Raw genomic sequence first — 25,544 nt, forward strand, 5'->3', positions numbered from 1 at the left:
TGTGCCACGTCCTTTCTTTGCTGTATTTAATTCAAGGAGGAAGCTATTCCTGATCCGGTTTCCAGCGAACCAGCCATTTTTCCAGTAGTACTATGATGACAAACATCAGTAAACTGAGCGCGACAATGATGCCGATGGCGGCAAAAATGAGGTCCGTGCGATAGGCCGATTTTTGCAGCAGCATATAATATCCGATTCCTTCGCTCGCACCAATCCATTCGGCAATAATTGCGCCCATCACACTGTAGGTGGCAGCAATCTTGATGCCGGAGAATACCTGCGGCAACGAGTGTGGCAACTCCAGCTTCATAAAAATAGCCATGCGACCTGCACCCGACATCTGCATATAGTTCATCATCATACGGTCCGTCCGTGTCAGCCCGTCCATGGTCGCTACAGCCACGGGAAAAAAGCATACTAAGGTAATGACCATCAGCTTGGGCAGCATGCCAAAACCAAACCACACCATGAGCAGCGGCCCCAGGGCGATGATCGGAATGTTTTGGCTCAGGATAAGCAGCGGATACAGGGCGGATTTGAGAAAAGGAATGGTATGAAGAACGATGGCGATCAACAGTCCCGTTGCTGTCCCTATAGCGAATCCCACAAGTGTCAGGCGAATTGTAGCCCATGTATGGGCACCAAGCAGCGCCGTCTGGGCCATGCCCTCCTGTACGATGAGGGATGGAGCTGGCAGTAGCCAGGATTCAATATGTAAATAGGAAACCGCCCCCTGCCAGGCTGCTAAAAAGAAGAGGACCGCCACAAGGGGCGGCCATACGCTTTTCCACCAGGATGCGTTCTTGCCTTTCGGATTCATGGGCGATATTTCTCGGTCAGCTTGTTCATGCTGATGCCTTGTGGGTTATGTGCGATTTTGATCTGTGAAATGACGCTGGGACTGCCCGCTTCCGTCAAAGCCTCATGCATTTCTTTAACCACTTTCAGCAACTCGTCGAGCTCGCCCTCCATGGTCGTATCCAATGGGTTCACCTGATGTTTGACACCGGAGCGCTGAATGACCTCAATCGCCTTATCTACATACGGGTAAGAGTCCTCGTTATTAGGAGTTTTAGGGATTACTTGAATACTGAGCAGTGTATTAGCCATGCAAATTCACCTGTCCTTCATTTGGAGTGTTTTAGAGAAAATAGGGTGGTTTAAGGCGTTTGAGACCGCTCCGCGTTTCATTTGGTCTTACGATCGCTGTTGCAGGGGGATTCTTGGATTATTTAAGTTTTCAAAGGTAAGAATTCCCCTGCAAAGGCGAACGCTCCGCTTCTCCAGATTCAAATGAACCGCTCCGCTGCTGCCCGCCTTAAAAGCACCCTATTTTTAAAGCTGGTTTGTGCGGCATTTTTAACACACAAGCGCACCTACTTAGCGCTTAGATAATATGAAACTAAAGAATAAACCAAGTTGAACGAGAACGAAGTGGGCGGAATGGTGCTGTCAAGCGTTAGCGTTCGCCTTTGTACCCAGATTTCAACCTCTGGATATTCATAAAAGAAATCTGGGTACAACAGCGATGGGAAGCACCATCCGACTGCGTAGTAGGGCTTCGTTCACTTCTCTAGTTCAGTCTTATTTAGCGTTTTAACAAATGGTCAGCGCTTGGGCAAGAAGTTGTTTGTGAAGGCCTTATCGACTTCCAAAGGCTTGCTGAGCAGCTTGCGTTCGTACATCCAGTCCGAATAGTTTTGCCATACCTCCGCTTTTTGCACACCCCATTGTGCGGCATCGTCCTGATAACGCGGGCTCAGCCATTTTTGGCTGGCAAGTACCAGTTTTTTATCCAGCTCCGGTACAGCTTTGCTTAAAATGTCTGCGGCTTCTTCCGGATGAGCGATAGTGTATTCATAGCCTTGTGCGGTAGCATCCATGAACGCTTTAACCAGCTCGGGATCATTTTTTATCGTTTGTTCGTTGCTCACAATTACAGGCGTATAGTAGTCGAGGCTTTTGGAATAATCTTTTACATACAGCATATCCAATGGCTCATCTCGAAGTTGGGCCTCGATTCCGGTCCATGCGTAGAAAATCCAGGCAAAGTCGATATCCCGCTTCACGGCTGTAAAATAGTCTGCATTGCCCATGTTGACGATCTTCACTTTGCTCACATCGCCTTTGTCTGAATCCATGATGGATTTCATGACCGCTTCTTCTACGGGAGAGCCCCAACCGCCGTATTTTTTACCTTCAAAATCTTTCGGGCTTTTAATTCCGCGATCTACCGGGGCTGCGAAGCCTGAGGTATTATGCTGAATCACCGCAGCGATGGATACAAGCGGCACACCTTGCGTGCGAGCCTGTGTGACGCCTTCTTGGTAGCTGATACCAAAAGGTGCAGCATTAGAAGCAACCATTTGATCGGCTCCGCCTGAACCAGGTTGAACAATTTGGACATTCAAACCTGCTTTTTCGTAAAATCCTTTGTCCTTGGCGACATAGAGTCCCGTATGATTCGTATTGGGTGTCCAGTCGAGCACGATTTTAACATCTTTGAGCCCCTTTGCCGGAGTAGACGTTTGAGTGTCGGTAGCGGAAGCCGCTTCTTGGGATGTAGGGGGACTTCCACCGCAAGCGGTCAGGGTCAGGGCCATGAGCCACAGACTGATCAGTCCCAGGGTTAATATTTTCATGCGCTTCATCGTTAGTGTTCTCTCCTTTTGATTACCCGTTATCCATCCAATCAGACAGCTTAAGTTTCCCATTTTCATAAAAATAACATCTGCCGGACGCGATCTTTCCAACAACTTAATCCTCAACAAAAAAAGCGCCCCGAGTTTCCGGGACGCTTGCGCTTGTATATACCAAAGTAAGGGATGGTCCTATGTAAAAAAGGCACATCTTGCTTAAGCATTCCTACGCTGGCATTACCCAGATCAGGTTGTAAGGGTCAGTGTCTTGGGACACACTCTCAGCCGGCCGATTCCAGCACCCCTGCATTGTATGGTTTAATGGGTCATTTATTCGGGTTTACTACGACGATTATATGCTTTGAATGCGGGTCTGTCCAGCATGAAGGGAGAGATGACGGTTCATTTGCCGAACGACAGGGTACACTTTTACTGTGAGCTTTGATCTGAAAATGAGTATGAATCAAACCGATTCGATCCGGTCATGTTATTTTCAGAACAGCTGCGCAGGTAGGTTCAGATGGGCTGGTGCCCAATGGTATGGCCGTAGAGAATTCTAATTCGTGAAAAGGAGTTGTTGTACTGTGGGTAAAACGGAAACATTGGATCGCAACCAACTGGAACAAGCCATTGTGAAGGCTTTGGATAACAACAAATTTTGTTCGTTAGGTACGGTAGAGGGTGGCAAACCGAAAGTACGCTATATGGCCCTTTTTAACGATGGAATGAACATTCATCTGGCGACAGATCGCAAAACGCATAAAGTGGATGAGCTAAAGGACAATCCGAATGCTTACCTGCTGCTGGGTTATGAGGTTGGCGGTACGAAGGAAGTTGTAGAAGTGGAGGCTACCGTCCAGATTACAGCTGATGAGGGGCTGCGCAAACAAGTGTGGAACGATTCCTTGAAGGAATGGTTCTCCGGACCGGACGATCCCGATTATGTCATTCTGGACGTGAATCCGACTTGCATTGAGTATGTGGGTCAGCAAACGGAGCGCCAGGTGTGGAAGAAATAGTACGAATATAAATGGATAAACCAGTGAATCTCCGAGTTTTTATTAGGAGGTTTGCTGGTTTTTTTATGTTTGAGAAAATTAATTATTTTTTCATAAATAATTTTAAGTAAATGACTACTCTTTTGTCTGGCGTTGGATTAAAATAGAAATGGTGGGTTCAAGGCTTACATATATGTGCAAAAGTATGTATATGAGGCATACACCTTAATGAGGAGGGGTATATTTTGTTATTTCGTAAAAATTGGTTTAAAGGGTTTACAGCAGCAGTTGTAGCTTGTAGCATGCTGGTGTTTTCAGCCGCTCCATCCTGGGCAGCTAGTGATTCTCGTGATAGCGCTACGGTGAATTTGCGGATCATGGAAACAACGGATATCCATGCGTCCCTGATGAACTACGATTACTATTCGGACAAAGAAACCAACGAGTATGGCTTGGTTAGTACAGCTAGCTTGATCCAGAAGGCACGTAGTGAAACAAGAAACAGTATGCTGTTCGATAATGGTGATTTGCTGCAGGGCAACCCATTAGGCGATTATATGGCCCGCAACAAAACCTTTGAGAAAGAAGGCGGTGTCCATCCGGTCTACAAGATGATGAACCTGATGGGCTATGATGCAGCTACAGTGGGCAACCATGAATTCAACTACGGTCTCGACTTTCTGGACAAATCGCTCAAGGGAGCTGATTTTCCTTATGTAAATGCGAACGTTTATGTTGATAAAGGGGGCCAAGCTACTAAGAATTATTTTACCCCTTATCAGATTCTTGATAAAACAGTAACGGACGAGAAGGGCGAAGAGCATACACTCAGAGTGGGTGTGATCGGTCTGGTCACACCTCAAATTATGCAGTGGGATGAAGCCAATTTGAAGGATAAAGTCGTTACGAAGGATATTGTGGAAACGGCGAAAAAGTTTATTCCTCAAATGAAGACGGAAGGTGCTGACATTATTGTCGTGCTTGCGCATACCGGTTATGAGGATGTGCCACAAACGCCACTGATGGAGAATGCCGTTAAGTATTTGAGCCAGGTGGACGGAATTAACGCTATTCTGTTTGGGCATGCTCATAAATCTTTCCCTGGCCCTGATTTTAAAGATATGAAGGGTGTAGATCTGGATAAGGGAACCATTAATGGCGTACCAGCCGTGGAAGCTTCCTCATGGGGCAAGGATCTGGGTATCATTGACCTGAGCCTAGAAAAGAAAAATCGCGAGTGGAACGTGACTAACTCTCAATCTCAAGTGCGTCCGGTTGTGAGCACCACTAATCAGACTGTGCAGTTTATCCCTGAATTTAAACTGATTGATGCGGTCAAAGAAGAGCATCAAGGAACGCTGGATTATATTCGCCAGCCTGTAGGAACAACGACGGCGCCAATTACCAGCTATTTTGCATTAGTGCAGGACGACCCTTCCATTCAAATTGTGACGAATGCACAGAAATGGTATGTTCAAAACCATCTTAAAGGAACTGAATACGAAAATCTTCCAGTATTGTCGGCAGGCGCTCCATTCAAGGCCGGCGGTCGAAACGGAGCCGAGTATTACACTAATATTCCTGAAGGTACGGTAGCGATTAAAAACGTGTCCGACCTGTATGTGTACCCGAACACGGTTCATGCTGTAGAAGTGACCGGTGCTGAAATTCAGGAATGGCTGGAGTGGTCTGCGGGTCAGTTCAACCGTATTGATCCAAAGCAAACTGAGGAGCAATCGCTGATCAACAAGGATTTCCCAACCTACAATTTTGATGTCATTGATGGTGTGAATTATCAGATTGATGTAACGCAGCCTGCACGGTATGATGCCAAGGGAACTATTATTGATTCTTCAGCGCATCGTATCAAGGATCTGCAATACAATGGAAAGGCTATAGATCCTGCACAGAAATTTATCGTAGCCACCAATAACTATCGTGCTTCCTCATCCAAACTGGCCAACCCAGATGGCAAACGAATTGTGATGGCAGCACCGGATGAAAGTCGTCAAGTCGTTGTTGACTATATTCGTACGAACGGAACGATTAATCCATCGGCGGATGGCAACTGGTCTATTGCTTCTTTTGGTCAGGCAAAGGTTACTTTCGAGTCCTCTCCTGATGCCAAAGACGTGCTGGCAGGCAATCAACAAATTTCATATTTGAGCAGCGCGGCAGACGGCTTTGCCAAATACAGCTTAAAAGCTGGCGCTAAGCCTAGTACAGCAATGACTCCTGTAAAGGAAGCTGTGGCTCCCGCGGAAGCAACAGCAAAGCCAGCTGTTAAAACGAGCAAACCGGCGGCTGTTAAACCAGCTAAAACAACAAAGCCAAAGGCGTCCAAATAACTTCGAATTTTAGTTTCCACTTAATATCAGAATGAAGCAGCGAGTCTCTTTAACCAAGAGATTTGCTGCTTTTTTTTATATCAAAAAAATAGCCCTGAATTATTATGAGTGTAAAAAGGTATTGTTTTTGTCGAATATGCACTTAAGTCCTAGGTTATCGTTAAGAATAAGCCGCTTTTTTGTAAAAAACCGTAATTATATAGTACTTTTGTTCTAGTTATTTGTGATATAATGGTGAAAAAACCGGAAAATTGTTCCGAGGAGGACCATTATGACATGCAGCAATTGCAGCATCATATTACCTATAAAGGATCAAGGATTGCTTAGAATTAGGTATTCCAGGGTGTCGCTTACTCCAGCATTAGATGGTTTGGGTATGCTATCGGAACAAATGAAGCAGCAACATGAGCGTGAGGGCGGCATAGAGTTTCGCTATGACAGCCGTTCAGAGTTGGAACAGCTGGTTAACGGACTGGCTCGTCTGCCGCAGGAATACTTGAACCATATACAAGTTGTGGTGACTGGCTTGCATCATGTCGAAGGATATGAGGACTGGCTTTTATTTAGTCAATTGCAAGCCAGACTGCAACATCCGGATATCGTGAGTATTATTAAGGATCAAAGTTTTTCCAGCCATATGCAACCTATTGTTGACCACAAACTGGATATTATCGGGTTTGAGTTTTTGCTGCGTCCGTCACATGCGGAGAGACCCTTTCAGCCTTTCCGACTGTTTGAAATCGCCCGTGAAGCTGGCTTGCATGCTCATCTGGATCGCTCGGCTCGTTTTTCCGCAATTGAAAAAAGTGCAACATGCCTTCCGGCGGGGATTAAACGTTTTATTAACTTTCTCCCTTCCACCATTTATAATCCGGCTTATTGCTTGAATCACACCTTTGAGACGATTAATCGGTTATCCATGAGTACGAAGGATTTTGTATTTGAGGTCGTAGAAACGGAAGAGATAGACGACCTTAATTTTTTGCATCATATCTTTGAGCAGTATCGTAATCGAGGAGTTTCAGTTGCCCTGGACGATGTGGGGGCAGGCTATTCTACGACAGAGCTTATGAATTGCCTTCAGCCGGATTATGTCAAAATTGACCGTAGCATAATTGACGGCTGTCATAGTAACAGTAATCAGAAGCGGCAAATCACAGGAATTGTAGAATCGGCTTTTCGTTTTGGAGGCCAAGTGTTGGCTGAAGGAGTAGAGCAGATAGAGGATTTTGAATTTTGTCGTGAAGCAGGTGTGTCACTGGCTCAGGGTTATTTGTTTGGCAAGCCGGAGCCCGGTCCGCCCTCCAATTTTATGCTTAGCAGCGTAATATAGGCAGGAACAAATTTAAGTAGATGTAGTTTATAAAAATTGGAGCTTAAATAAGGCTGTCGTATAAGCATTAATGTAAAAAACGCGAGTGCAGAGGTTATTTCACCCCTGCAACTCGCGTTTTTTGGTCATGCTTGCCCACCTGAACAAGCTCTGGCAAGCAAAGCCATCCAGTCTCCAATTTTACTTGGTAAGGGACGTTAAAAGCCCGGAAGCAGTTTACGACCGTTTTCTTTAAAAAGTAAAGATTGACGTTTTGAAGAGAATTGGATACAGTGTACTATATAAGAAACAGTGTTCCCTTGGTGATACACTGTATCTATATTAGGTAAAAGGTTTAACATTACAGGGAGGACAACCAAAATGAAAGCAGTGCAACTGAAAAACGGTTTTGGCTTTGAAGAGTTAACCTTGACGGAACTTGACACACCGGTGCCGGGACGGCTGGAACTTCTGATCCGCATAAGGGCAGCGTCCCTCAATTACCGTGATTTGGTAATTATTAACGGAGTCATGCCGATCGGCATTCAATTTCCCTTCATTCCGTTATCCGATGGAGCGGGTGAAATTGTAGCTGTGGGCGAAGGGGTGACAAAATTTCAGGTTGGACAAAGAGTAGCGGCAAATTTACAACAGAAATTCATTGGCGGGAGCACGAGAGCGGAGGTCTTAAAGGACAGTCTGGGAGGCCCGCTCAGTGGAGTGGCGGCTGAATATATCGTTCTGCATGAAGAAGGGGTCGTCGCCATTCCGGATCATCTATCTTGGGAGGAGGCTTCCACTTTGCCGATTGCGGCATTAACCGCATGGAGCATGCTGATGGAATCAGGTGGGCTACGAGCGGGAGATACGGTGCTCTTGCAAGGAACAGGCGGTGTTTCCATCTTTGGGCTTCAATTCTCTCTGATGGCGGGAGCACGGGTAATTATCACATCGAGCAGCAATGACAAGCTGGAACGGGCAAAGGCTCTCGGCGCATGGCAGACAATCAACTATTCGGAGGTTCCAGAGTGGGATAAGGTAGCTCTGGAGCTGACAGGCGGCGGAGTCGACCATGTTCTGGATGTAGGGGGAGCGGCAACAATGGCGCAATCCATCAATGCACTTCGTACTGGAGGGACTGTGAGCATGGTCGGATTCTTATCGGGCTTGACCATTCCTGAGTTCGATGTCACCAGCATTTTGCAGAAGGCTGCGACGATTCGCGGCAGCCAGGTTGGTAACCGGGAACATTTCGAAAACATGAATCGTGCCATTTCCCGCCATCGTTTACATCCTGTCATCGACCGGGTATTCCCGCTCAGCCGAATCGGCGAAGCCTTCGCACTTTTGGCTGAAGGAAAACAGTATTTCGGTAAAATCGTCGTTCAAATATAAATGAGCATTTTGCATAAATCCCAAGAGCAATTTCAAATCAGCACTATATAGATCGAAACGGTTTAGTTCGTCTATATAGTGTACTTTCGAGCGTTGGGAATTGAATTATGCAAAATGCTGAAATATTATTCACATTACATAGGAGGCACTCTAATGCCCAGTAAACCTGATTTATCTGTCAAAGATTCTCAAGAAAGAAAGAATAAAAAACCGCGTAAGTGGGTACGCAGAACCGGATTATCGCTGCTGTCGGTAATCCTTCTGGGAGTGGTTATTTTTATGTTCATCCCTTCCCCTGTACAGCCTGCAAAATGGCTTGCACCTTCGGCCCCCTCTTTTGAACAAGCGGGTCCATGGCAACAAAACAACAAACTCAGCTCCGCCGCGCTTGTTACAGATGCCCCTAAGTTTCCGGAATTTATCACCTTTGACAAGGAAGGAAATTTATATACGGGAGACTCCGACGGGAAAATTTATAAGGTTGCCTTTGATACAAAGGGCAATCCGCAAAAGGCCCAGCTATATGCAGATACCAAAGGAACGCCCAATGGACTTATGTTTGACGCAAGTGGAAATCTGATCGTTACGGATGTTAAGAAGGGGCTACTATCGGTAGATCCTTCCGGAAACGTGACGGTGTTGGCCAATCAAGTCGACGACACACCGATCTATTTGGCCAACGAACTGGATATTGCCAAAGATGGTACTATTTATTTTTCTGACACCTCCAATTATGGCAGTGTAGTCTTCAAAGAAATCGCCGAGAACAAGCCGCATGGACGTTTGCTGAAATATAATCCGGCGACCAAGCAGACGACAGTTCTGTTGGAAGGTCTTTATTTTGCGAACGGGGTTGCCTTGTCTGCGGACGAAGATTTTGTACTTGTGGCAGAGTCGTATCACTACCAATTGACCCGATACTGGCTCAAAGGGCCGAAGAAAGGGACTTCGGATATTTTTGCGAATAATCTCGCCGGTTTTCCGGATAACATTACGCGTGATGATCAAGGCCATTTCTGGGTCGGTCTCTTCACGACACGTATTCCCTTTGTAGATCAGATGCATGGAAGCCCGTGGCTGGCTGGAATGATGGCCAAATTGCCTCAATCGCTGCTCAGCGGTGCAAGCGCACCTGTGAAGCATGGACTTGCTGTGGAGCTTAATCCGCAGGGTAAACTCATCGGAAGCTGGCATGATCCTGAAGGCTCGCTTTATGGGGTAACCACGGCTGTAAACCATGATGGATATTTATATATAGGTACAGCTCCTGGAGGCAGCCAGGGTGTTCATCGCGTGCTTTTAACCAAATAAGCTTGGGGAGGGTTTAACATGATATTGGATGAGTTGAAATTATCCTGGACAGCGAAGGAAAGCCTGGCCGGGAAAGTAGCTTTGGTAACAGGTGCAAGCAGCGGCATTGGGGCATCGATTGCAAAAAAACTGGCAAAGCGTGGCGCGTATGTAGCTGTATTGGCGCGCCGTCAGGAGCGATTGGATGAATTGGTTCGCGACTTGCACCAAGAGGAATTGTATGAGGTCATGGCAATACCTGCCGATATCCAAAAGGCTGAAGACATACAGCAGGCGGTCCACGCCATTCTTGAACGCTGGGGGCGGCTTGACATTATCGTTGCCAATGCCGGCTTCGGGTATCGAAGTCCGCTGGCAGAGGTGGAACTGGAACGCTGGGAGGAGCTTTACAAGACGAATGTGCACGGTCTTGTCCTGACACTGAAGTACGGACTTCAGCCAATGAGGGAACAGGCCAAGGGGGATGTTGTCATTGTCTCCTCTATTGCAGCGAAGGAAGTGGTTGCCGGAGGAGGACTATACAGCGCTACCAAGTACGGCGTTAGCGCCATAGCCTCTGCATTGCGTTTGGAGACCAGTACGCAAGGAATTCGTGTAACTGCGATTCACCCCGGGGCGGTGGCGACGGAGTTTTCGCAGGTGGCCGGATATCCCGAGCAGGAAATTCGGGCGTTTGCTTCGAGCGTTTTGCCGCTGCATCCCGATGATGTTGCAGAAGCTGCCCTTTATGCACTAGAGCAGCCGGAGCATGTCAATATTCCAGAGTTGACCATTATGCCTTCGAGGCAGGTCCAGCGGTTCAAATAGAGCGATATTTATTCTGACACAAACCGGGTGACCGGGTATGGTCATCGCCGATGCCGGGTATGGCGGCGAGAGGGCTCGTGCCTTCGCTTGACCATAACCTGCTCAAATGGGTGAGCATGAACCAAAGCGCGAGCTACGGGGGGGAATAACCCTTGCACTCGCGCTTTTTTATACTAATGATGAAGCGTGACTGTCCAATAAAGTTTAAAACCACTTTGGGACAGCTCCATTTACTATAGAGGAGACCATATCCCGTAACATTTTGGCCCCACGTTCGCTCATCCAGTCATCGTGAGCACAGCTATAGTGTAATGACGTACAGACCTAGCGGCGTAGTTGCGCTACCTGCAACCATGAAGCTGAGAGAATAGCTGGATCTGCCGGGGGGAACGCTGATATCAGCTAATCGGCATACCTTGGTATTATCTCGTAGCAAAGGGATACCATATACACGATCATCCACGCGTACAGCCCCGGCGAACGCGCCCCCACGTGGATTCGCGTAGATTCTGACGATACGTACCTCGTCACTGTCGTTAACGATGGGAATGGTCGCGTTGTATATGGTTCCGAATTGTCCGCGATTATCTAGCGCAGGCCCCAGCTCGCTGCGTGCCCCGGTAAACAGCAGATCGGCAGGAGCCTCACCGTTCAGCTTTTTGGTGGCACACGCCCGATAGTTTGCGCTCTGTCCCACCACGTACTCTGGCATCCGCGCATTCGTTTCGGAAAAGGACCACACCCCTCGTGGATGCGCCTGTGGTGGAGGTACGGGAGGAAGCGCATCCATATGAATCTGGCGCAGATCGGTCTGCGTGTCCTTGCTGATCACGGTGCGAATCACATAATCCAGCGTACCGTGGCCTTCAGCAAATTCTACGGTAAGGTCATAGATGAATCCGGCCAGCGATCCCTCGGGCAGCTCAAATTCCTCCAGCAGAGCGGTGCCTTTGCCGAATTTATGACGGTCTGCTGGCCTCACACGTTCCATCGTACCCGCCAAACAGCTTTTGGCAATAGACTGCCCGACATCAATAATCCAGTTGCCGTCCTCAGGCACAATCTTAAGAGCGCGTTCAATATGGCGTACTTCCAGTTTAGCAGCGCTCCTGTTCTCTACAGTGATGCCCAGTTTAACAGGGCTGTCGATTTTGTTATAATGCCAGCCGAAAATGCGATGTTTGACTGTTCGGGTTGTCGAGCGAACCATGTCATGCCACAGGGTGGCTTGCTCGGTAGGTACCGTCACATGGGTAAGCGTCTCCGGGTTATCGCTAAGCATCAGGCGGCGTGTTCCGCCCTCAGTGGCTGACTCCACATCCACATGGATGTTGGGCGGGATCACGGCAGTTTCCACAATCAGATCCTTTGGCTCCTTGGATCGATGGTTCATGTAAATTCCTCCTTTTATTCAAAAGTGGGTACATGTATATGGGCAGTTCATAAATATAGGTAACGCCAGATCCATTTATACAACCTGTTTTACAAAATATTTTTTTAAAATAAACCTCCGCAGATTATAGCGGTTCTGCTAATGCGTCGAAGCAAGCTTACAAGACTCTTGTTCCCAATCACCAACGATTCGCAGCCAGGTATTGCGTGTATGTTAAGAGCATAAGCTATTGGATGTACAGAGAAGCTACAGGAGGGAAACATGCCTAAAAAAATATGGTGGAAGGAAGCCGTTGTATATCAGATTTACCCGATCAGTTTTCAGGATTCTGACGGAGACGGTAAAGGGGACTTGCGAGGCATTTTGTCCAGGTTGGATTATTTGTGTGAACTGGGTATTGATGTTATCTGGATTTGTCCGGTATATAAATCGCCCAATCACGATAATGGATATGATATTAGCGATTATTATGCCATTATGGATGAGTTTGGAACAATGGAGGATTTTGACGAACTGCTTCACCAGGCGCATGAACGAGGTATCAAAATCATGATGGATTTGGTATTAAACCATACATCGGATGAGCATCCGTGGTTTACGGAGTCACGCTCGTCCAAGGATAATCCGAAGCGGGACTACTACATATGGCGAACAGGCAAAAATGGCGGATATCCGAACAACTGGGAATCGTATTTTTCTGGCTCAGTGTGGAAATATGACAAGCTTACAGACGAATATTACATGCATCTATATTCCGAGCATCAGCCGGATCTGAACTGGGAAAATGAAGAGATGGTGGGCGAGCTCTACCGCATGGTGGAATGGTGGCTGAAAAAGGGAGTCGATGGCTTCCGTTTTGACGCTATTGCCCATATTGTCAAAGCCGAAGGGCTGCCGGATGCCGATAATCCCGACAAACGAACCTTGGTACGGGCTTATCAGCTCTTTTCCAATCTGGAACAGGTACATGTGCTTCTACGGATGCTGAATGAAAAGGTGCTGGAATGTTATCCCTTAATGACAGTTGGCGAAACGTCTGGCTTAGGACCGGAACAGGCGCTTGATTATGTGGGAGACCAGCGGCATGAATTGAATATGGTCTTCCAGTTTGAACACATGTTTATTGATGCACAAGGGCTAGGGACGGAAAAATGGAAATCCAAGCCATGGACGCTGGTGGAGCTGAAAAAAATAATGAGCAGTTGGCAGACAGTGCTTCATCAGGAAGGATGGAATGCCAATTATCTCAACAATCATGATCAACCTCGGGCTCTCTCCAGATTTGCGAATGATGGACAATATCGTGTGGAATCCGCCAAAATGCTGGCAACCTTCACACATATGCTTGAGGGTACGCCTTATATTTATCAGGGTGAGGAAATTGGGATGACGAATATTGCATTCCCGTCGATTGATGATTATCGGGATGTGGAAACGTTAAACTATTATGAGCAGCAACGAAAGATTGGTGAGCCGGAGGAGCAGATTATGGCGGCAATCTGGCGAAAAAGCCGGGATAATGCACGCACTCCTATGCAGTGGGATGCTGGTCCTGCGGCCGGATTTACCGATGGAGAGCCGTGGATGAAGATTAACGATAACTACACACACATTAATGCAGAGGCTGAAAGAAATAATCCAGGCTCGATTTTCCACTATTATCGTAAGTTGATTGCTCTGCGCAAACAACATGAGGTCATAGTCTATGGCGAATACAAGCTTCTGTTGCCACTGGATACAGAGCTGTATGTATTCACTCGTATGTTGGGAAAAGAGCGTTTGCTGGTCATTTTGAATTTCTTTGACCGTGATCCGGTGTTCCACTGGCCCGAAGGTGAGGAGCTTCCTGCCGCCAAGGCGGAACTACTTCTCTCCAACTACGAACCGGTACAAGGGGAACAACTGCATGCCTTGAAGCTGCGGCCTTATGAAGCCAGAGTGTATAAGCTAACCATGCATTAGGCTTTGCTATCTTTAGAATGGTAAAAGGAAGGGAAGGCCCATAGAGCCTTCCCTTCCTTGGAGTAAACTAAAAAGCCCAATCCACACTGGCTACCATGGGCAGGTGTGGATCGGGCTCATTATGATATGGTCTCATTAAATGTAGTTACTTTTTAGTGATAATGTTTCACCTTAAGGTCGTCTAGACTTTTAAACTCATACCCTTGCTTGCGAGCCTCGTCGATGATAGAAGCAAGGGCCTCGGCATTATCCTTGGATACGGAATGGAGCAAAATGACCGCTCCAGGGTGGAGCTGCTGCATGACTTGACGATAGGCATAGTCCGTTCCTTGCTGAATTTTTGTGTCCCAGTCCTTGTAAGCCACAGACCAGAATACGCTCGTATATCCGGCTTCTCGACAGGAAGCCAATGCTTTTTCACTAAAAATGCCGCGAGGCGGCCGGACATATTTCATTTCTTTTTGCCCGGTTAGCTCTGCCGATGCATTTCGTACCCGATCCAGCTCAGACCGGATCTCTGCCGAAGAAATGGTGCTCATATCAGGATGGCTCCATGAATGGTTGCCGATAATATGGCCCTCACTCGCCATGCGTCGCATCAAAGCTGGCTGGTCTTTTACAAAATGCCCCGTCACAAAGAAGGCGGCCGGAACCTTTTTGGCCTTCAATACATCCAGCACTTTCGGAGTATACCCATTCTCATAGCCGTTGTCGAAAGTGAGAAATAATTCTTTTTTAGTCGTATCCCCCAGAAAGATGCCACCTTGTCTTTCGATCAGGTGCATAAAGCCTTCTTGTGCGATGGAAGGCAGCTCCCCTCCTTTACTTTTTTTAAACCCAAAATGATAAGGCTGTCCGTCAACAGTCTGAGTAGCCCATGCGGGTTCCGCCGTAACTGCCAACATACCCGTTACTGCAATGCATAGCCACAAGGTAAATATTCGCTTCATCTATGTTCCTCCGCTTTCGTCCCGTTCGGGTAAGGTGTGTATGCTTCGACATATTTCATACCATCTGCAATATCGTACTGATTTATGCAAGGACATGCTTTGACCGAATGTAAAACTCATATTGACATGAATATTAAATCGAAGTAGTATACTTTATAAAACTCACTAGAATACTCGGATTTAATTCGATCGTTTATGCCGAAGAAAAGCATCAGCTCAGAATATCTTACATACTTGTAAGAACGGAAGGAGTTAGGACTCATGATTGAACTTAGGAATGTATCTAAAACCTACGTGAGAAAAGGCCTAAGTATTGAAGCGTTAAAAAATATAAATATCAAAGTGGATAAAGGGGACATCTTCGGATTTATCGGATTCAGTGGCGCAGGGAAAAGTACGCTAATCCGTTTGGTCAATCGTCTTGAGAAAGTAACCAGCGGAGAGGTTCTTGTTGAAGGGGAGCAGTTAAATACCTATTCTACCTCTGGACTGCGGAAGGTAAGGAAGAAGATTGGAATGATTTTTCAGCATTTTAATCTGCTGGAATCAAAAACGGTGTTCGACAACATTGCAATTCCGTTGGTGCTGCTTAAGCGCAACAAACGCGAAATAGAGGGGCGTGTGAAAGAGCTTTTGGCGTTCATAGGATTGTCGGACAAGGCGGACAGCTATCCCAACGAGCTTTCCGGCGGACAAAAGCAACGTGTCGGGATTGCACGGGCGCTTGCGAGCAACCCATCCATTTTGCTCTGTGATGAGGCGACCTCGGCACTTGATCCGCAGACCACACAGTCTATTCTCGACTTGCTTCGCAAAATCAACAAGGAATACAAGATCACCATATTGATCATTACCCATGAGATGTCGGTGATTCAGCGAATTTGCAACAAGGTTGCCGTAATGGAAAAAGGGGAAATCATCGAGCAGGGCAATGTCCTGGAGGTATTCGGACAGCCGCAGCACCCGACGACGCAGAGCTTTGTACGCACGGTCATTCACGATGCAGTACCCGAGAGTGTGCTACAAACGTTCGAACAGCAAGAATCACAGCGGATTTACAAGCTGGAATTTATAGGACAGGTTGCTTCTGATCCGGTAGTTCATGAATTAATTCGGCAGCATGATATCCATGTGAACATTTTGTTTGCCAACATGACGGAGATTCAAGAAACGACGATTGGCTATATGACAATCCAACTGCGTGGTGGACAGCATTCCATTCAGCAGGCTGTTGATTTTATCAAGAGCAAAGGAGTCCATATTCAGGAGGTAGAGAGTCTATGATGATTACAGGAACCACGATAACCTGGGATCAACTGTGGGAAGCTTTGTATGAATCCGTGCTCATGGTCAGCATATCCTTATTCATTGGCGCCCTGATCGGTATCCCTATCGGTATTTTACTCGTCATCACACGCCCGGGCGGAATTCTGGAGAACAAATGGCTGCACAATATTTTGAATCCGATCATTAACATTGTTCGTTCCTTACCGTTTATTATCTTACTGATTGCGATCATTCCGTTAACCCGTCTGATTGTGCATACATCCATTGGGACCAGCGCGGCAATTGTCCCCTTGATTATATATATTGCGCCATATATCGGAAGGCTGGTCGAAAACTCGCTGTTGGAGGTGAATCCGGGGATATTGGAGGCAGCAGATGCGATGGGGGCGACCCCGTTCCAGGTCATTCGATACTTTTTGCTTCCTGAGGCATTCAGTTCTCTGATTTTGTCGTTAACGACAGCAGCCATTGGTCTGATTGGTGCTACTGCTATGGCTGGTGCGGTCGGCGGAGGCGGAATTGGCGATCTGGCGATCGCATATGGCTATCAACGTTTTGATACGCTGGTTATGCTGATTACCGTCATCATTCTAGTCTTGTTTGTACAAGGTGTTCAGTCCTTGGGGAACCTATTGTCCCGTAAAGCACGCAGGGGTTAAATTAGATGTTTTTTTTCACCTATTGTCTGTTCATAGCTTGTAATTTTATAATCCATGCGTTCCAATACGTTGTTCATATCTTTCATTTTTGCAATGAGCTGCTTGCGCTGCTCTATTAGGAGTTCTTTTCTCGCATACATTTAATATATTCAACCCATCTGCAATCTTCTTCCGTGTAATCTCTGATGCCACTTTTATTACGGTTCACACGCGGAATAAGTCCGATGCGTTCATAATAGCGGAGTGTATCCTGAGATAGTTCGAATTTTTTGCTTACTTCTGCGATCAACATGCAGACTTCACCTCCTGATTTCTGATCAAGAAACGCCCTATGTAAATGGATAGGGCGTTCTTGTCGTTTCTTATTTCGAAACTGTCATTTCATCCATATTTACTGGGCGCCAACTACCGGATGAGGAACATACGGCTCTTCCAGCAATGCGATTTCTTCAGGTGTTAACGTAATCGAAAGAGCAGCTACTGCATCTTCAAGATGAGACGTTTTTGTAGCACCGATAATCGGAGCTGTTACCGGTTCTTTCTGTAGCAACCAGGCAAGTGCGATTTGAACGCGTGGAACTCCGCGTTTTTCTGCGATGGCCGCAACCTGCTCCACGATCAATCGATCGGTATCTGCAGTCGCATCGTATTTAGATTTTGCCACTTGATCGGTTTCGGAACGATGTGTTGTTTCCTGCGCATCACGCGTCAATCTTCCACCTGCAAGTGGGCTGTATGGAATCACACCGATTTTTTCTTCCTTACAAAGCGGCAGCATCTCTCTCTCCTCTTCACGATATAAGAGGTTTAAATGATTTTGCATCGATACAAACCGGGTCCATCCATTCTTCTCAGCTATATGCAAAGCCTTTAGAAACTGCCATGCGTACATGGCAGAAGCTCCGATATATCTTGCCTTCCCAGCCTTCACAACATCATGTAATGCTTCCATCGTCTCTTCAATAGGGGTAGTGTAATCCCAGCGATGAATTTGGTACAGATCCACATAATCTGTCCCCAGTCGCTTAAGGCTCTTATCGATTTCACTCATAATAGCCTTTCGAGAAAGTCCCGCACCATTGGGGCCTTGATGCATACGGAAATGAACCTTCGTTGCAAGGACAATTTCATCTCGATTCGCAAAATCTTTTAAAGCCCGTCCGACGATTTCTTCGCTAGTTCCGTCTGAATATACATTCGCGGTATCAAAAAAATTGATGCCTAGCTCCAGGGCCTTTTTTATAATGGGACGACTGCGCTCTTCATCTAATATCCATGGATGAATCCATCGTTCTGCAACCCCAAAGCCCATACACCCAAGACAAAGCCGGGATACATCCAAGCCGGTATTTCCAAGTTTCATATAGTCCATTTGATTATACCTCTCTTTCCTAGATATTGTTTTCTTCAAATGTTCTACTCCAGCTACTTACACCGGATATTATTACATTTGGAGTTCACTCCAAGTCAAGCGATTTTGTTGCGTGATGCCTTCATATAGGACTAATTGTTCAGAATCGGTTCAGTGGGGTTTCGTATAATTCTCTTAGCATAGTTCCTTGGTTGCATAATCCGTAGAACTAAACATGACTAAAGACTTTGATAAAACAGGATATATGCCAATAAATAGCGTCTAGGAGTGGAAATGTTGAAACTTATAAATCGAAATAAATGGATTGCATCTGCGATGGTATTGGGGATTGCTTCAGGCTCCATCGTATCTTTGCCTTGGCTGGGGGGCGCTCAGACTGCTTATGCAGCGACAGCAGATACACAAAGTGAAACTGGATTTGTAGCACAAGCTCGTACTTTGGGTTTGATGACAGGTGGGAATCAGGGCGATTTTATGGCACAAAAGAATTTGACCCGCGCTGAAGCGGCCAAAATTTTGTGCGGTCTGTTCCAGTTGGAAGTTAACAATCAGCCGCAGACTTCTTTTATGGATGTATCGTCCGATGCATGGGGCGCTCCCTATATTGAGGCCGTACGTGCAGCCGGGTATATGACAGGTAACGGAGAACTCTTCCGTCCGGGGGATGCCATTACCAAGGAAGAACTGATTGTTTCGCTCGTACGTGCAATGCACTTGCAGGATACAAGTACTGCGGATGCACAGCAAAATGCAGTTCAGGTTGCCCGCTCTTACGGTCTGTTATCAGAGGATGCTTCTGCAACGGATTTGAAAAATCCATTGAACCGGGAGAGTGGTGCAGAAGTATTCGTCAGCCTGCTGGATCATCCGGTAGGAGAAGTGAAATCAGAGGGCAATACCGTTCGAATCGGAAATATCCCGTACCAGTTGGAAGGATCTTTGCAAGGCTTGTTTGGTGAAAATAACAAAGCTGTATTAAAAGGGGCAAAAATCGATCTTAACCGTAATTTGCGTACACTCACAGGTGTAAATAAGCTGGAAATTAACGCAGACGGTGGTGTATTTGACGGTAAGGGTGTGTCTTTTGATGGACGCCTGATCGTCAATGGTTCGGTAACCTTGAAAAACATGTCCTCCACAGGCGTATTAGAAATCAAAGGCTCAGGGACCCAGCCTGTATCGGCCATTTTGGAAAATACGACATGGTCCGGTGTAGAACTGGGCTCCAAGGATGCCAAACTGACTGCAACCGGGACGACAAAGATTGACAACCTTACGCTGAAAAATGATGCATCGATCGGGACCGAGGGGGATGCAGCGATTAGTCGTGTTTCATTGCAACAGGGACTAGGCAAGCTGTTGGTGAGCGGAAGTATTGGTTTGCTGGATGCATCACAATATGTGGGTGTTCCTTTTATCACACTGGCCAAGGGGGCTGCAATCAACCAGCTCAATCTGCCGGAACAAAAACAGCCGCAGGATGTTATTGTTAACTATAATGCGATGAAGGAAGCTGTTAGTCTCGTAAATGGTACGAAGAACTCATCCTCTGTTGGATCGGTTGTCACGGACACAGATAGCAAAGATAAGAAAAAACGTGACAGTGATATCGTCAGTATAGACCGCAGTCAGTTGGAGACGGAAGTCCATGCAGCCAAAGAACTGTTGGAGCGTGCAGGTGAGGGGGGACTGGATCAGGCGCTTTACACGGTCGCAGCGAAGGAAAACCTGTCCATAGCAATCAATCAGGCTATGCTGGTACTGAACAATACGGCAGCTACACAGGCAGAAGTAGATCAAGCGCTCAGCACATTGAAACAGGATGTTTCTGTGTACACAACCTCAGCCACAGAGCCGGTGATTGGAACACAGGAATTAACTAGACTGGTTCAGTTAGCTTCGACTACCCTTGAACAAAACCGAATGGTTGGTGATGAATTTCCACCTCTTTGGGACGACTCACTAAGTCAAGCGATTCAATTTGGCAACAATGTGTTGGAAGGAAATGCGCCTCAAAATATTGTGGATCGGGAAGCAGAAAGCTTGCGTCGAGTAATAAAGGTATACAAAGCATCAGTAAAACTCAGAGATGCCTATCTGCATTTTGTCGATGTAACGGATCGTGTGGATAATTTGAAAACAGATAAAGCGCGTTACAAGTCCTTAGTAAGAGAAGGATCAAATGTATATGTGAATCCATTGGCTACAACTGAGCAGTTGGAAGAATGGACACAAAAAATAGATCTTGCTACAGAATCATTCTTGGCACTGCAAGCAGCGGACTTCTCGGTGCTTAAGAATACTTTACAAGAAGCGCAGGTTATCTACGATCAGAATGGTTCTCAAAATGCTGAACTAGATAACTTGATTCAGGAATATACAGAGAAGATGCACACTGCTATGACCCAGCAGGACGTATTGAACTTGAACATGGAGCTGAGTCAAAGGCTTACGGAGTTCACTGTGCCATTGCCTGCTACAACTCGGGAAAAACTGCAGCAGCTGGTTCAAGATATTCAACTAAAACTGCTGTCTAACCCTGTGGCTCGTAATTACTTGAATACGGAAATGCTGTCTTTAGAGCAACAAACAGGACAAGCCAACTTTGCACTCATTATGCCATTTACTCCTGAGGAGCAATTGGTCATCTCTTATAATCAATTAAGTCAGGCTAAAGGGACCTATCTTGAAAAATATAACGAGAAAAGACTACAATTGAGAGACAAAGTCATTGAAATGCAGACTTCGATCAATGGAATTTTGCTGCAAAATTCAGGCGCATTAAGCGCTGAGGCTCAGCAAGCCTTGTCTTCTGCTTCAGAGCATGCCTCTACTTTCTTAGGCTTGTCCAGCTTTGAATTACAAGACGTTGTTCCTGTATATGAGGAGCTGCAACAAGTACAGAGCCAGTATGCTGCACCTATAACGGTGGATACTACGTTGTTGAATCACAATATCAATTTGGCCAATAATGAAATTTTGACGTTCGGCCGTCATTATACGGAACAAGATAACGAAGAACTTCAAGGGCAGATTAATCTGGCAAACCTTGTGCTTAATAATCCGGATAGCACACAGGTACAGGTAGACCAAGCTAATACGGATCTGATTACAGCGTTTGCGAACTACCAATTCAAATGGATCGTAACTGATCTTGATATCCAAGAGCTTAAGAACATTGCGAACAATCTGCTTACAGTAAATGGTACAGATCCTACGACGGTCTACTTTCACAGAGTAGTGGATGCATTCAATCGTTTGGACCAGTATTTGCCTATGCCAGAACTTAAGAAAAATTACATGGATCTGGAAGATGCGATTCAGGAGTATAAAGATTTTGTAGCCAGCCAGCAACAAAACAGCGGAACAGGAAGCAGTGACAGTAACGGTCGACCAACGCCGCCGAGCGATAGCGACGGAACAGGAAGCAGCGACAGCAGCAGTGGAGCAACACCGCCGAGCGATAGCAACGGAACAGGAAGCGGCGACAGTAGCAGCGGAGCAACACCGCCGAGCGATAGCAACGGAACAGGAAGCGGCGACAGTAGCAGCGGAGCAACACCGCCGAGCGATAGCAACGGAACAGGAAGCGGCGACAGCAGCAGTGGAGCAACACCGCCGAGCGATAGCAACGGAACAGGAAGCGGTGACAGCAACGGTGGAGCAACACCGCCGAGCGATAACAGTGGAGACGATTCAAGCTCGATTCCTGGCGGTAGTATTGATGGCGTTATGATTCCTTAATAGGAGAGGCTAGAAACTACAAGTACGTATTGAAGGGGACGATTCCGCACAGATTTTATCTGCGGCGGGCGTCCTTTTTTGTATGGACAACGCTTCTAATGTAGCTGAATAGAATAACCGATACAAAAGATAGACGTTATTGAAAAGAGCGGAGGATTTATGAAAAAACAGGGTGTTTTATTTTTTATTATACTTCTGCTTGCTGTTGCGTTACCAGTGTATCCGTTAGTGTCGGGTGTTTTATCCGGAAACAGTCATTGGAAAGCTCATAACGGTATTATTGATTTGCGTAATTGGGACCCTCATAAGGAAGGCCCTGTACAGCTGGGAGGGGAGTGGGAATTTTACCCTAATCAGCTTGTGCAACCTTTATCCTTTCATGAAATGCAACAAGATAAGGATTGGGAAAGTCATCAGAGTTCTTCAGAGTTGGGGATGGAAACGAGATCTTCTGCCAAGATTGTGGATGTGCCAGGTAGATGGAATCAGTGGATGCCTAAGGGACAGGCGACCGGATATGGAACCTATCATATCCGTGTGCTGTTGCCTGAAAAAGCGGAAAATCTGTACGGCATCTATATGCAAAACATTCGCAGTGCCAGCCAAGTATGGATTGACGGAGAAAACGTCGGAGCGAGTGGTATTCCCTCTGTTTCTGCCGACAAGGGTAAGCAGGGCAATGTTCCCTATGTTGGGTTTGCATCGGTAGATGGACATTCGGCTGATATTACCGTGCATGTGGCTAATTATAGCTATTCCTCTGGTGGGATTATTTATCCACTGTTATTTGGGGATTACGAGAGTATTACGCATAGCCGGGAAGTTGCAATGGCAGAGGACACCGTACTGATCGCAGGATTTTTTATTCCTACCGTATTTTTTATCATGCTATACCTTTTGCGTAAAAAGGAGAAGGCATTACTTTACTTAGGATGCTTTTGCATCGCGGCTTTATTTTATATTCTGACACATGGAGAAAAGCTGCTGGTTTGGGGAATACCGGATTTACCTTATGAATGGGTACTGAAAATACAGTCGTTCTCGTCAACGCTGTTCTACTATTTTCTGATCCGCTATGTTCATCTTTCGACGCAGATTGTTATGAATCGGATCGTGCTGCGCTTCTATCATATTACAACCGCACTGATGCTGGGTATGGGGCTATTTTTGCCTACATTGGTACTCTCATCCTTTGAATTGTTTATTCTTCTTTTTGGTGTAGTCAGTGTGGGATACGTGTTACTAATCTTGATTCGTGGGCTTCTTCAACAGACGGATGACGCTGCACTGCTAGTCATTAGTATTATGAGCATTCTTATGATTGTAGTGACTAGTTTTGTGTATATTCTGGGCTGGGGAGATGTACGTGGGGTGACAGCCTATGAAATGCTCATATTCGTATTGGCTCAAACGCTGCTGCTGGCCAAACGTTTTGTACATTCGTTTATGGAGGTTGAGAACCTGTCACGACGATTGCTCACACTGGATGGGTTGAAAAACGAATTTCTGGCGAACACGTCACATGAACTGCGCACTCCTCTGCATGGAATTATTAATATCGCTCAATCCATGCTAGACCGCTACGGGACACAATTCAATGAGCCGCAAAAGCACAATTTGGCCTTGATTGCGAATGTAGGACGCAGACTTTCTTATTTAATTAACGATATTCTGGATTTTTCTAATTTGAAAAATGGCAGATTAGCCTTAAATCGTCGGCCTGTCAATGTACAGGCAGCTGTGAATTCCGTGCTGGAGGTATTGGGGCATACGGTGGGTAAGAAAAAGCTTCAATTCGTCAAAGAATGGCCCAGTTCGTTGCCCAAAGTAGATGCGGATGAGGATCGGCTGATTCAGATTTTATACAATTTATTGGGTAATGCGGTGAAATTTACGGAGGAAGGCAAAATCGTAATCTCTGCCAAAGCGGGGACCCGTGAAATGGAAATCAGTATAAAGGATACCGGCTCCGGTATTGCCCAGGAGCATCTTTCGCATATATTTGAACCTTTTAACCGAGGGGCGAATGCTGAGGATGAAGGATACAGTGGGACAGGGCTTGGATTAGGCATAGTCCGTCGTCTGGTGGAACTGCATGGGGGTCATATCCGGGTAGAATCTAGATTAGGTAAGGGTTCGACCTTTTATTTTACACTGCCCTTGGCGCAGACCGGAACGTTGGGACATGAAGCTCAAAAAGATGTTTCGCCTGCGGTTATATTGCAGCCTGGCGTGACGTCGGGTCAGAATGTGATTCCGCATGAAGAGGATGCACTGGAGCGAGTCCAGACTGTCCCTTACAAAGTGCTGGCTGTAGATGACGACGAGGTTAACCTTCGGGTGCTGGAGGAACTATTATATGCCACAGGTTGTAGCGTGGTGGCTGTGGATCATGCCGAGGAGGCACTTCACATGCTGAATGGCCGTACCCGATTTGACCTGGTCATTACGGACTGGATGATGCCGGAAATGTCCGGTATTGAGCTGTGCCGACGGATAAGGGAACGGTATTCCCTGTCCGAGCTACCGGTGTTGCTCCTGACGGCACGCGATCTGCCCGGCGATATCCGCGCAGGTTTTATGGCCGGAGCGAATGATTTTCTACGTAAGCCTGTTGATGCTGAGGAATTAAAGGCACGTGTGCGCACGCTGCTGAACATGCGCCATTCAGCGGAGGAAGCGGTGCGTTCTGAAATGGCCTTTTTACAGGCACAAATCAAGCCGCATTTTCTGTACAATGCCTTGAATGTCATTGTTTCGACCGTAGCCGTAGACCCGGACAAAGCAGCGGAGCTGCTCATGGAGCTAAGCCAGTATTTGCGGGGGAGCTTTGATTTTCAGAACAGAGAGAATACGGTACCGTTATCCAAGGAGCTGGAATTGGTAGAATCGTATGTGGCACTGGAAAAAGCACGATTTGAAGAACGTTTGCAGGTAACCGTAGAGGTAGGGAGGAACATCCGGTCGCTCATCCCGCCGTTAAGTATTCAACCCATCGTGGAAAATGCGATACGGCATGGTGTGATGCAACGGGCAACAGGTGGAACCGTGCGAGTGGTTGTGCAGGAGGATGGAACCGATTTTGTGGTCAGCGTGACCGATGACGGCGTAGGGATTCCACCGGAGCGACTGGAACAACTGCTGTCGGATGATCATATATCTTCCAGCGTGGGACTGCGTAATATCCATCGCCGTCTTATCCATATGTATGGAGAAGGACTGCGGATTGAAAGTAATCCTATGCAAGGGACGACGGTAAGCTTCCGTGTGCCGGAAACGATTTCGCCCCGGAATACCGATGAATAAAAAAAGTACAGTACATTCGTCGGAAAAGCTAATGTCACGCCCGCGACGATACGATATATAA

Annotated in this window: 17 protein-coding genes, 1 pseudogene and 1 riboswitch; of the genes and pseudogenes, 11 read left to right on the top strand and 7 right to left on the bottom strand. The window is 46.6% G+C overall.

The features are described from left to right. Nucleotides 1-43 precede the first annotated feature (43 nt). The 3 genes from MKY75_RS02085 to MKY75_RS02095 all read right to left on the bottom strand — a co-directional run bounded on the left by MKY75_RS02085 (nt 44) and on the right by MKY75_RS02095 (nt 2,651). Nucleotides 44-820 (bottom strand): ABC transporter permease, encoded by a 777-nt coding sequence (locus MKY75_RS02085; RefSeq protein WP_029514693.1) that lies wholly within the window; start codon nt 818-820, stop codon nt 44-46. Continuing rightward, nucleotides 817-1,110, bottom strand: a complete 294-nt coding sequence (locus MKY75_RS02090) for an MTH1187 family thiamine-binding protein (protein WP_016818835.1) — start codon at nt 1,108-1,110, stop codon at nt 817-819. The genes MKY75_RS02085 and MKY75_RS02090 overlap by 4 nt, the downstream gene beginning before the upstream one ends. A 497-nt stretch (nt 1,111-1,607) precedes the next feature. Further along, on the bottom strand, nt 1,608-2,651 hold the full coding sequence (locus tag MKY75_RS02095) for an ABC transporter substrate-binding protein (RefSeq protein WP_340884152.1): 1,044 nt from the start codon (nt 2,649-2,651) through the stop codon (nt 1,608-1,610). Between the two features lie 193 nt (nt 2,652-2,844). After that, nucleotides 2,845-2,955: riboswitch (TPP riboswitch) on the bottom strand. Nucleotides 2,956-3,223: 268 nt separating this feature from the next. Here MKY75_RS02095 and MKY75_RS02100 point away from each other — a divergent pair. From MKY75_RS02100 to MKY75_RS02125, 6 genes are all read left to right on the top strand, one after another. After that, nucleotides 3,224-3,658 (top strand): pyridoxamine 5'-phosphate oxidase family protein, encoded by a 435-nt coding sequence (locus MKY75_RS02100; protein ID WP_340884154.1) that lies wholly within the window; start codon nt 3,224-3,226, stop codon nt 3,656-3,658. Nucleotides 3,659-3,882: 224 nt separating this feature from the next. After that, nucleotides 3,883-5,985, top strand: a complete 2,103-nt coding sequence (locus MKY75_RS02105) for a bifunctional 2',3'-cyclic-nucleotide 2'-phosphodiesterase/3'-nucleotidase (protein ID WP_340884155.1) — start codon at nt 3,883-3,885, stop codon at nt 5,983-5,985. A gap of 271 nt (nt 5,986-6,256) precedes the next feature. Further along, nucleotides 6,257-7,318, top strand: coding sequence for an EAL domain-containing protein (locus tag MKY75_RS02110; RefSeq protein WP_340884158.1), 1,062 nt, complete (start codon nt 6,257-6,259; stop codon nt 7,316-7,318). A 360-nt stretch (nt 7,319-7,678) separates the two neighbouring features. Continuing rightward, on the top strand, nt 7,679-8,692 hold the full coding sequence (locus tag MKY75_RS02115; protein WP_340884160.1) for a zinc-dependent alcohol dehydrogenase family protein: 1,014 nt from the start codon (nt 7,679-7,681) through the stop codon (nt 8,690-8,692). Nucleotides 8,693-8,845: 153 nt separating this feature from the next. Continuing rightward, nucleotides 8,846-10,003: an SMP-30/gluconolactonase/LRE family protein gene (locus tag MKY75_RS02120; RefSeq protein ID WP_340884162.1), complete on the top strand. Its 1,158-nt coding sequence runs from the start codon at nt 8,846-8,848 to the stop codon at nt 10,001-10,003. Nucleotides 10,004-10,021: 18 nt separating this feature from the next. Next, on the top strand, nt 10,022-10,810 hold the full coding sequence (locus MKY75_RS02125; RefSeq protein WP_069010762.1) for an SDR family oxidoreductase: 789 nt from the start codon (nt 10,022-10,024) through the stop codon (nt 10,808-10,810). 301 nt (nt 10,811-11,111) lie between these two features. Here the strand turns inward: MKY75_RS02125 and MKY75_RS02130 are convergent, their stop codons facing one another. Beyond that, the gene (locus tag MKY75_RS02130; protein ID WP_029514701.1) at nt 11,112-12,203 is read right to left on the bottom strand and encodes a hypothetical protein; all 1,092 of its coding nucleotides are present in this window, start codon (nt 12,201-12,203) and stop codon (nt 11,112-11,114) included. A gap of 261 nt (nt 12,204-12,464) precedes the next feature. Here MKY75_RS02130 and MKY75_RS02135 point away from each other — a divergent pair, with 261 nt between their 5' ends. Continuing rightward, nucleotides 12,465-14,165 (top strand): glycoside hydrolase family 13 protein, encoded by a 1,701-nt coding sequence (locus MKY75_RS02135; protein ID WP_029514702.1) that lies wholly within the window; start codon nt 12,465-12,467, stop codon nt 14,163-14,165. A gap of 152 nt (nt 14,166-14,317) precedes the next feature. Here MKY75_RS02135 and pdaA read toward each other — a convergent pair whose 3' ends face one another. Then, nucleotides 14,318-15,115 carry a delta-lactam-biosynthetic de-N-acetylase gene (gene pdaA, locus MKY75_RS02140; protein ID WP_165147948.1) on the bottom strand — a complete coding sequence of 266 codons (798 nt, stop codon included), beginning with the start codon at nt 15,113-15,115 and terminating at the stop codon, nt 14,318-14,320. 261 nt (nt 15,116-15,376) lie between these two features. Here pdaA and MKY75_RS02145 point away from each other — a divergent pair, with 261 nt between their 5' ends. Both MKY75_RS02145 and MKY75_RS02150 read left to right on the top strand, forming a co-directional pair. Then, nucleotides 15,377-16,399, top strand: coding sequence for a methionine ABC transporter ATP-binding protein (locus MKY75_RS02145; RefSeq protein WP_069010766.1), 1,023 nt, complete (start codon nt 15,377-15,379; stop codon nt 16,397-16,399). Then, a complete protein-coding gene (locus tag MKY75_RS02150; protein ID WP_029514704.1) occupies nt 16,396-17,061 on the top strand; it encodes a methionine ABC transporter permease in 666 nt (221 codons plus the stop codon). The genes MKY75_RS02145 and MKY75_RS02150 overlap by 4 nt, the downstream gene beginning before the upstream one ends. Here the strand turns inward: MKY75_RS02150 and MKY75_RS02155 are convergent. Continuing rightward, nucleotides 17,058-17,353: pseudogene (locus MKY75_RS02155) on the bottom strand (MerR family transcriptional regulator). The gene MKY75_RS02150 and the pseudogene MKY75_RS02155 overlap by 4 nt on opposite strands. A 99-nt stretch (nt 17,354-17,452) precedes the next feature. Further along, on the bottom strand, nt 17,453-18,433 hold the full coding sequence (locus MKY75_RS02160; RefSeq protein ID WP_165147951.1) for an aldo/keto reductase: 981 nt from the start codon (nt 18,431-18,433) through the stop codon (nt 17,453-17,455). A gap of 273 nt (nt 18,434-18,706) precedes the next feature. Between MKY75_RS02160 and MKY75_RS02165 the strand changes: the two genes are divergently transcribed. After that, a complete protein-coding gene (locus tag MKY75_RS02165; protein ID WP_340884167.1) occupies nt 18,707-22,177 on the top strand; it encodes an S-layer homology domain-containing protein in 3,471 nt (1,156 codons plus the stop codon). A 159-nt stretch (nt 22,178-22,336) separates the two neighbouring features. Next, the gene (locus tag MKY75_RS02170; RefSeq protein WP_069010769.1) at nt 22,337-25,483 is read left to right on the top strand and encodes an ATP-binding protein; all 3,147 of its coding nucleotides are present in this window, start codon (nt 22,337-22,339) and stop codon (nt 25,481-25,483) included. Nucleotides 25,484-25,544 lie beyond the last annotated feature (61 nt).

Source organism: Paenibacillus sp. FSL L8-0663, assembly GCF_038008125.1.
GTDB lineage: Bacteria > Bacillota > Bacilli > Paenibacillales > Paenibacillaceae > Paenibacillus > Paenibacillus polymyxa_D.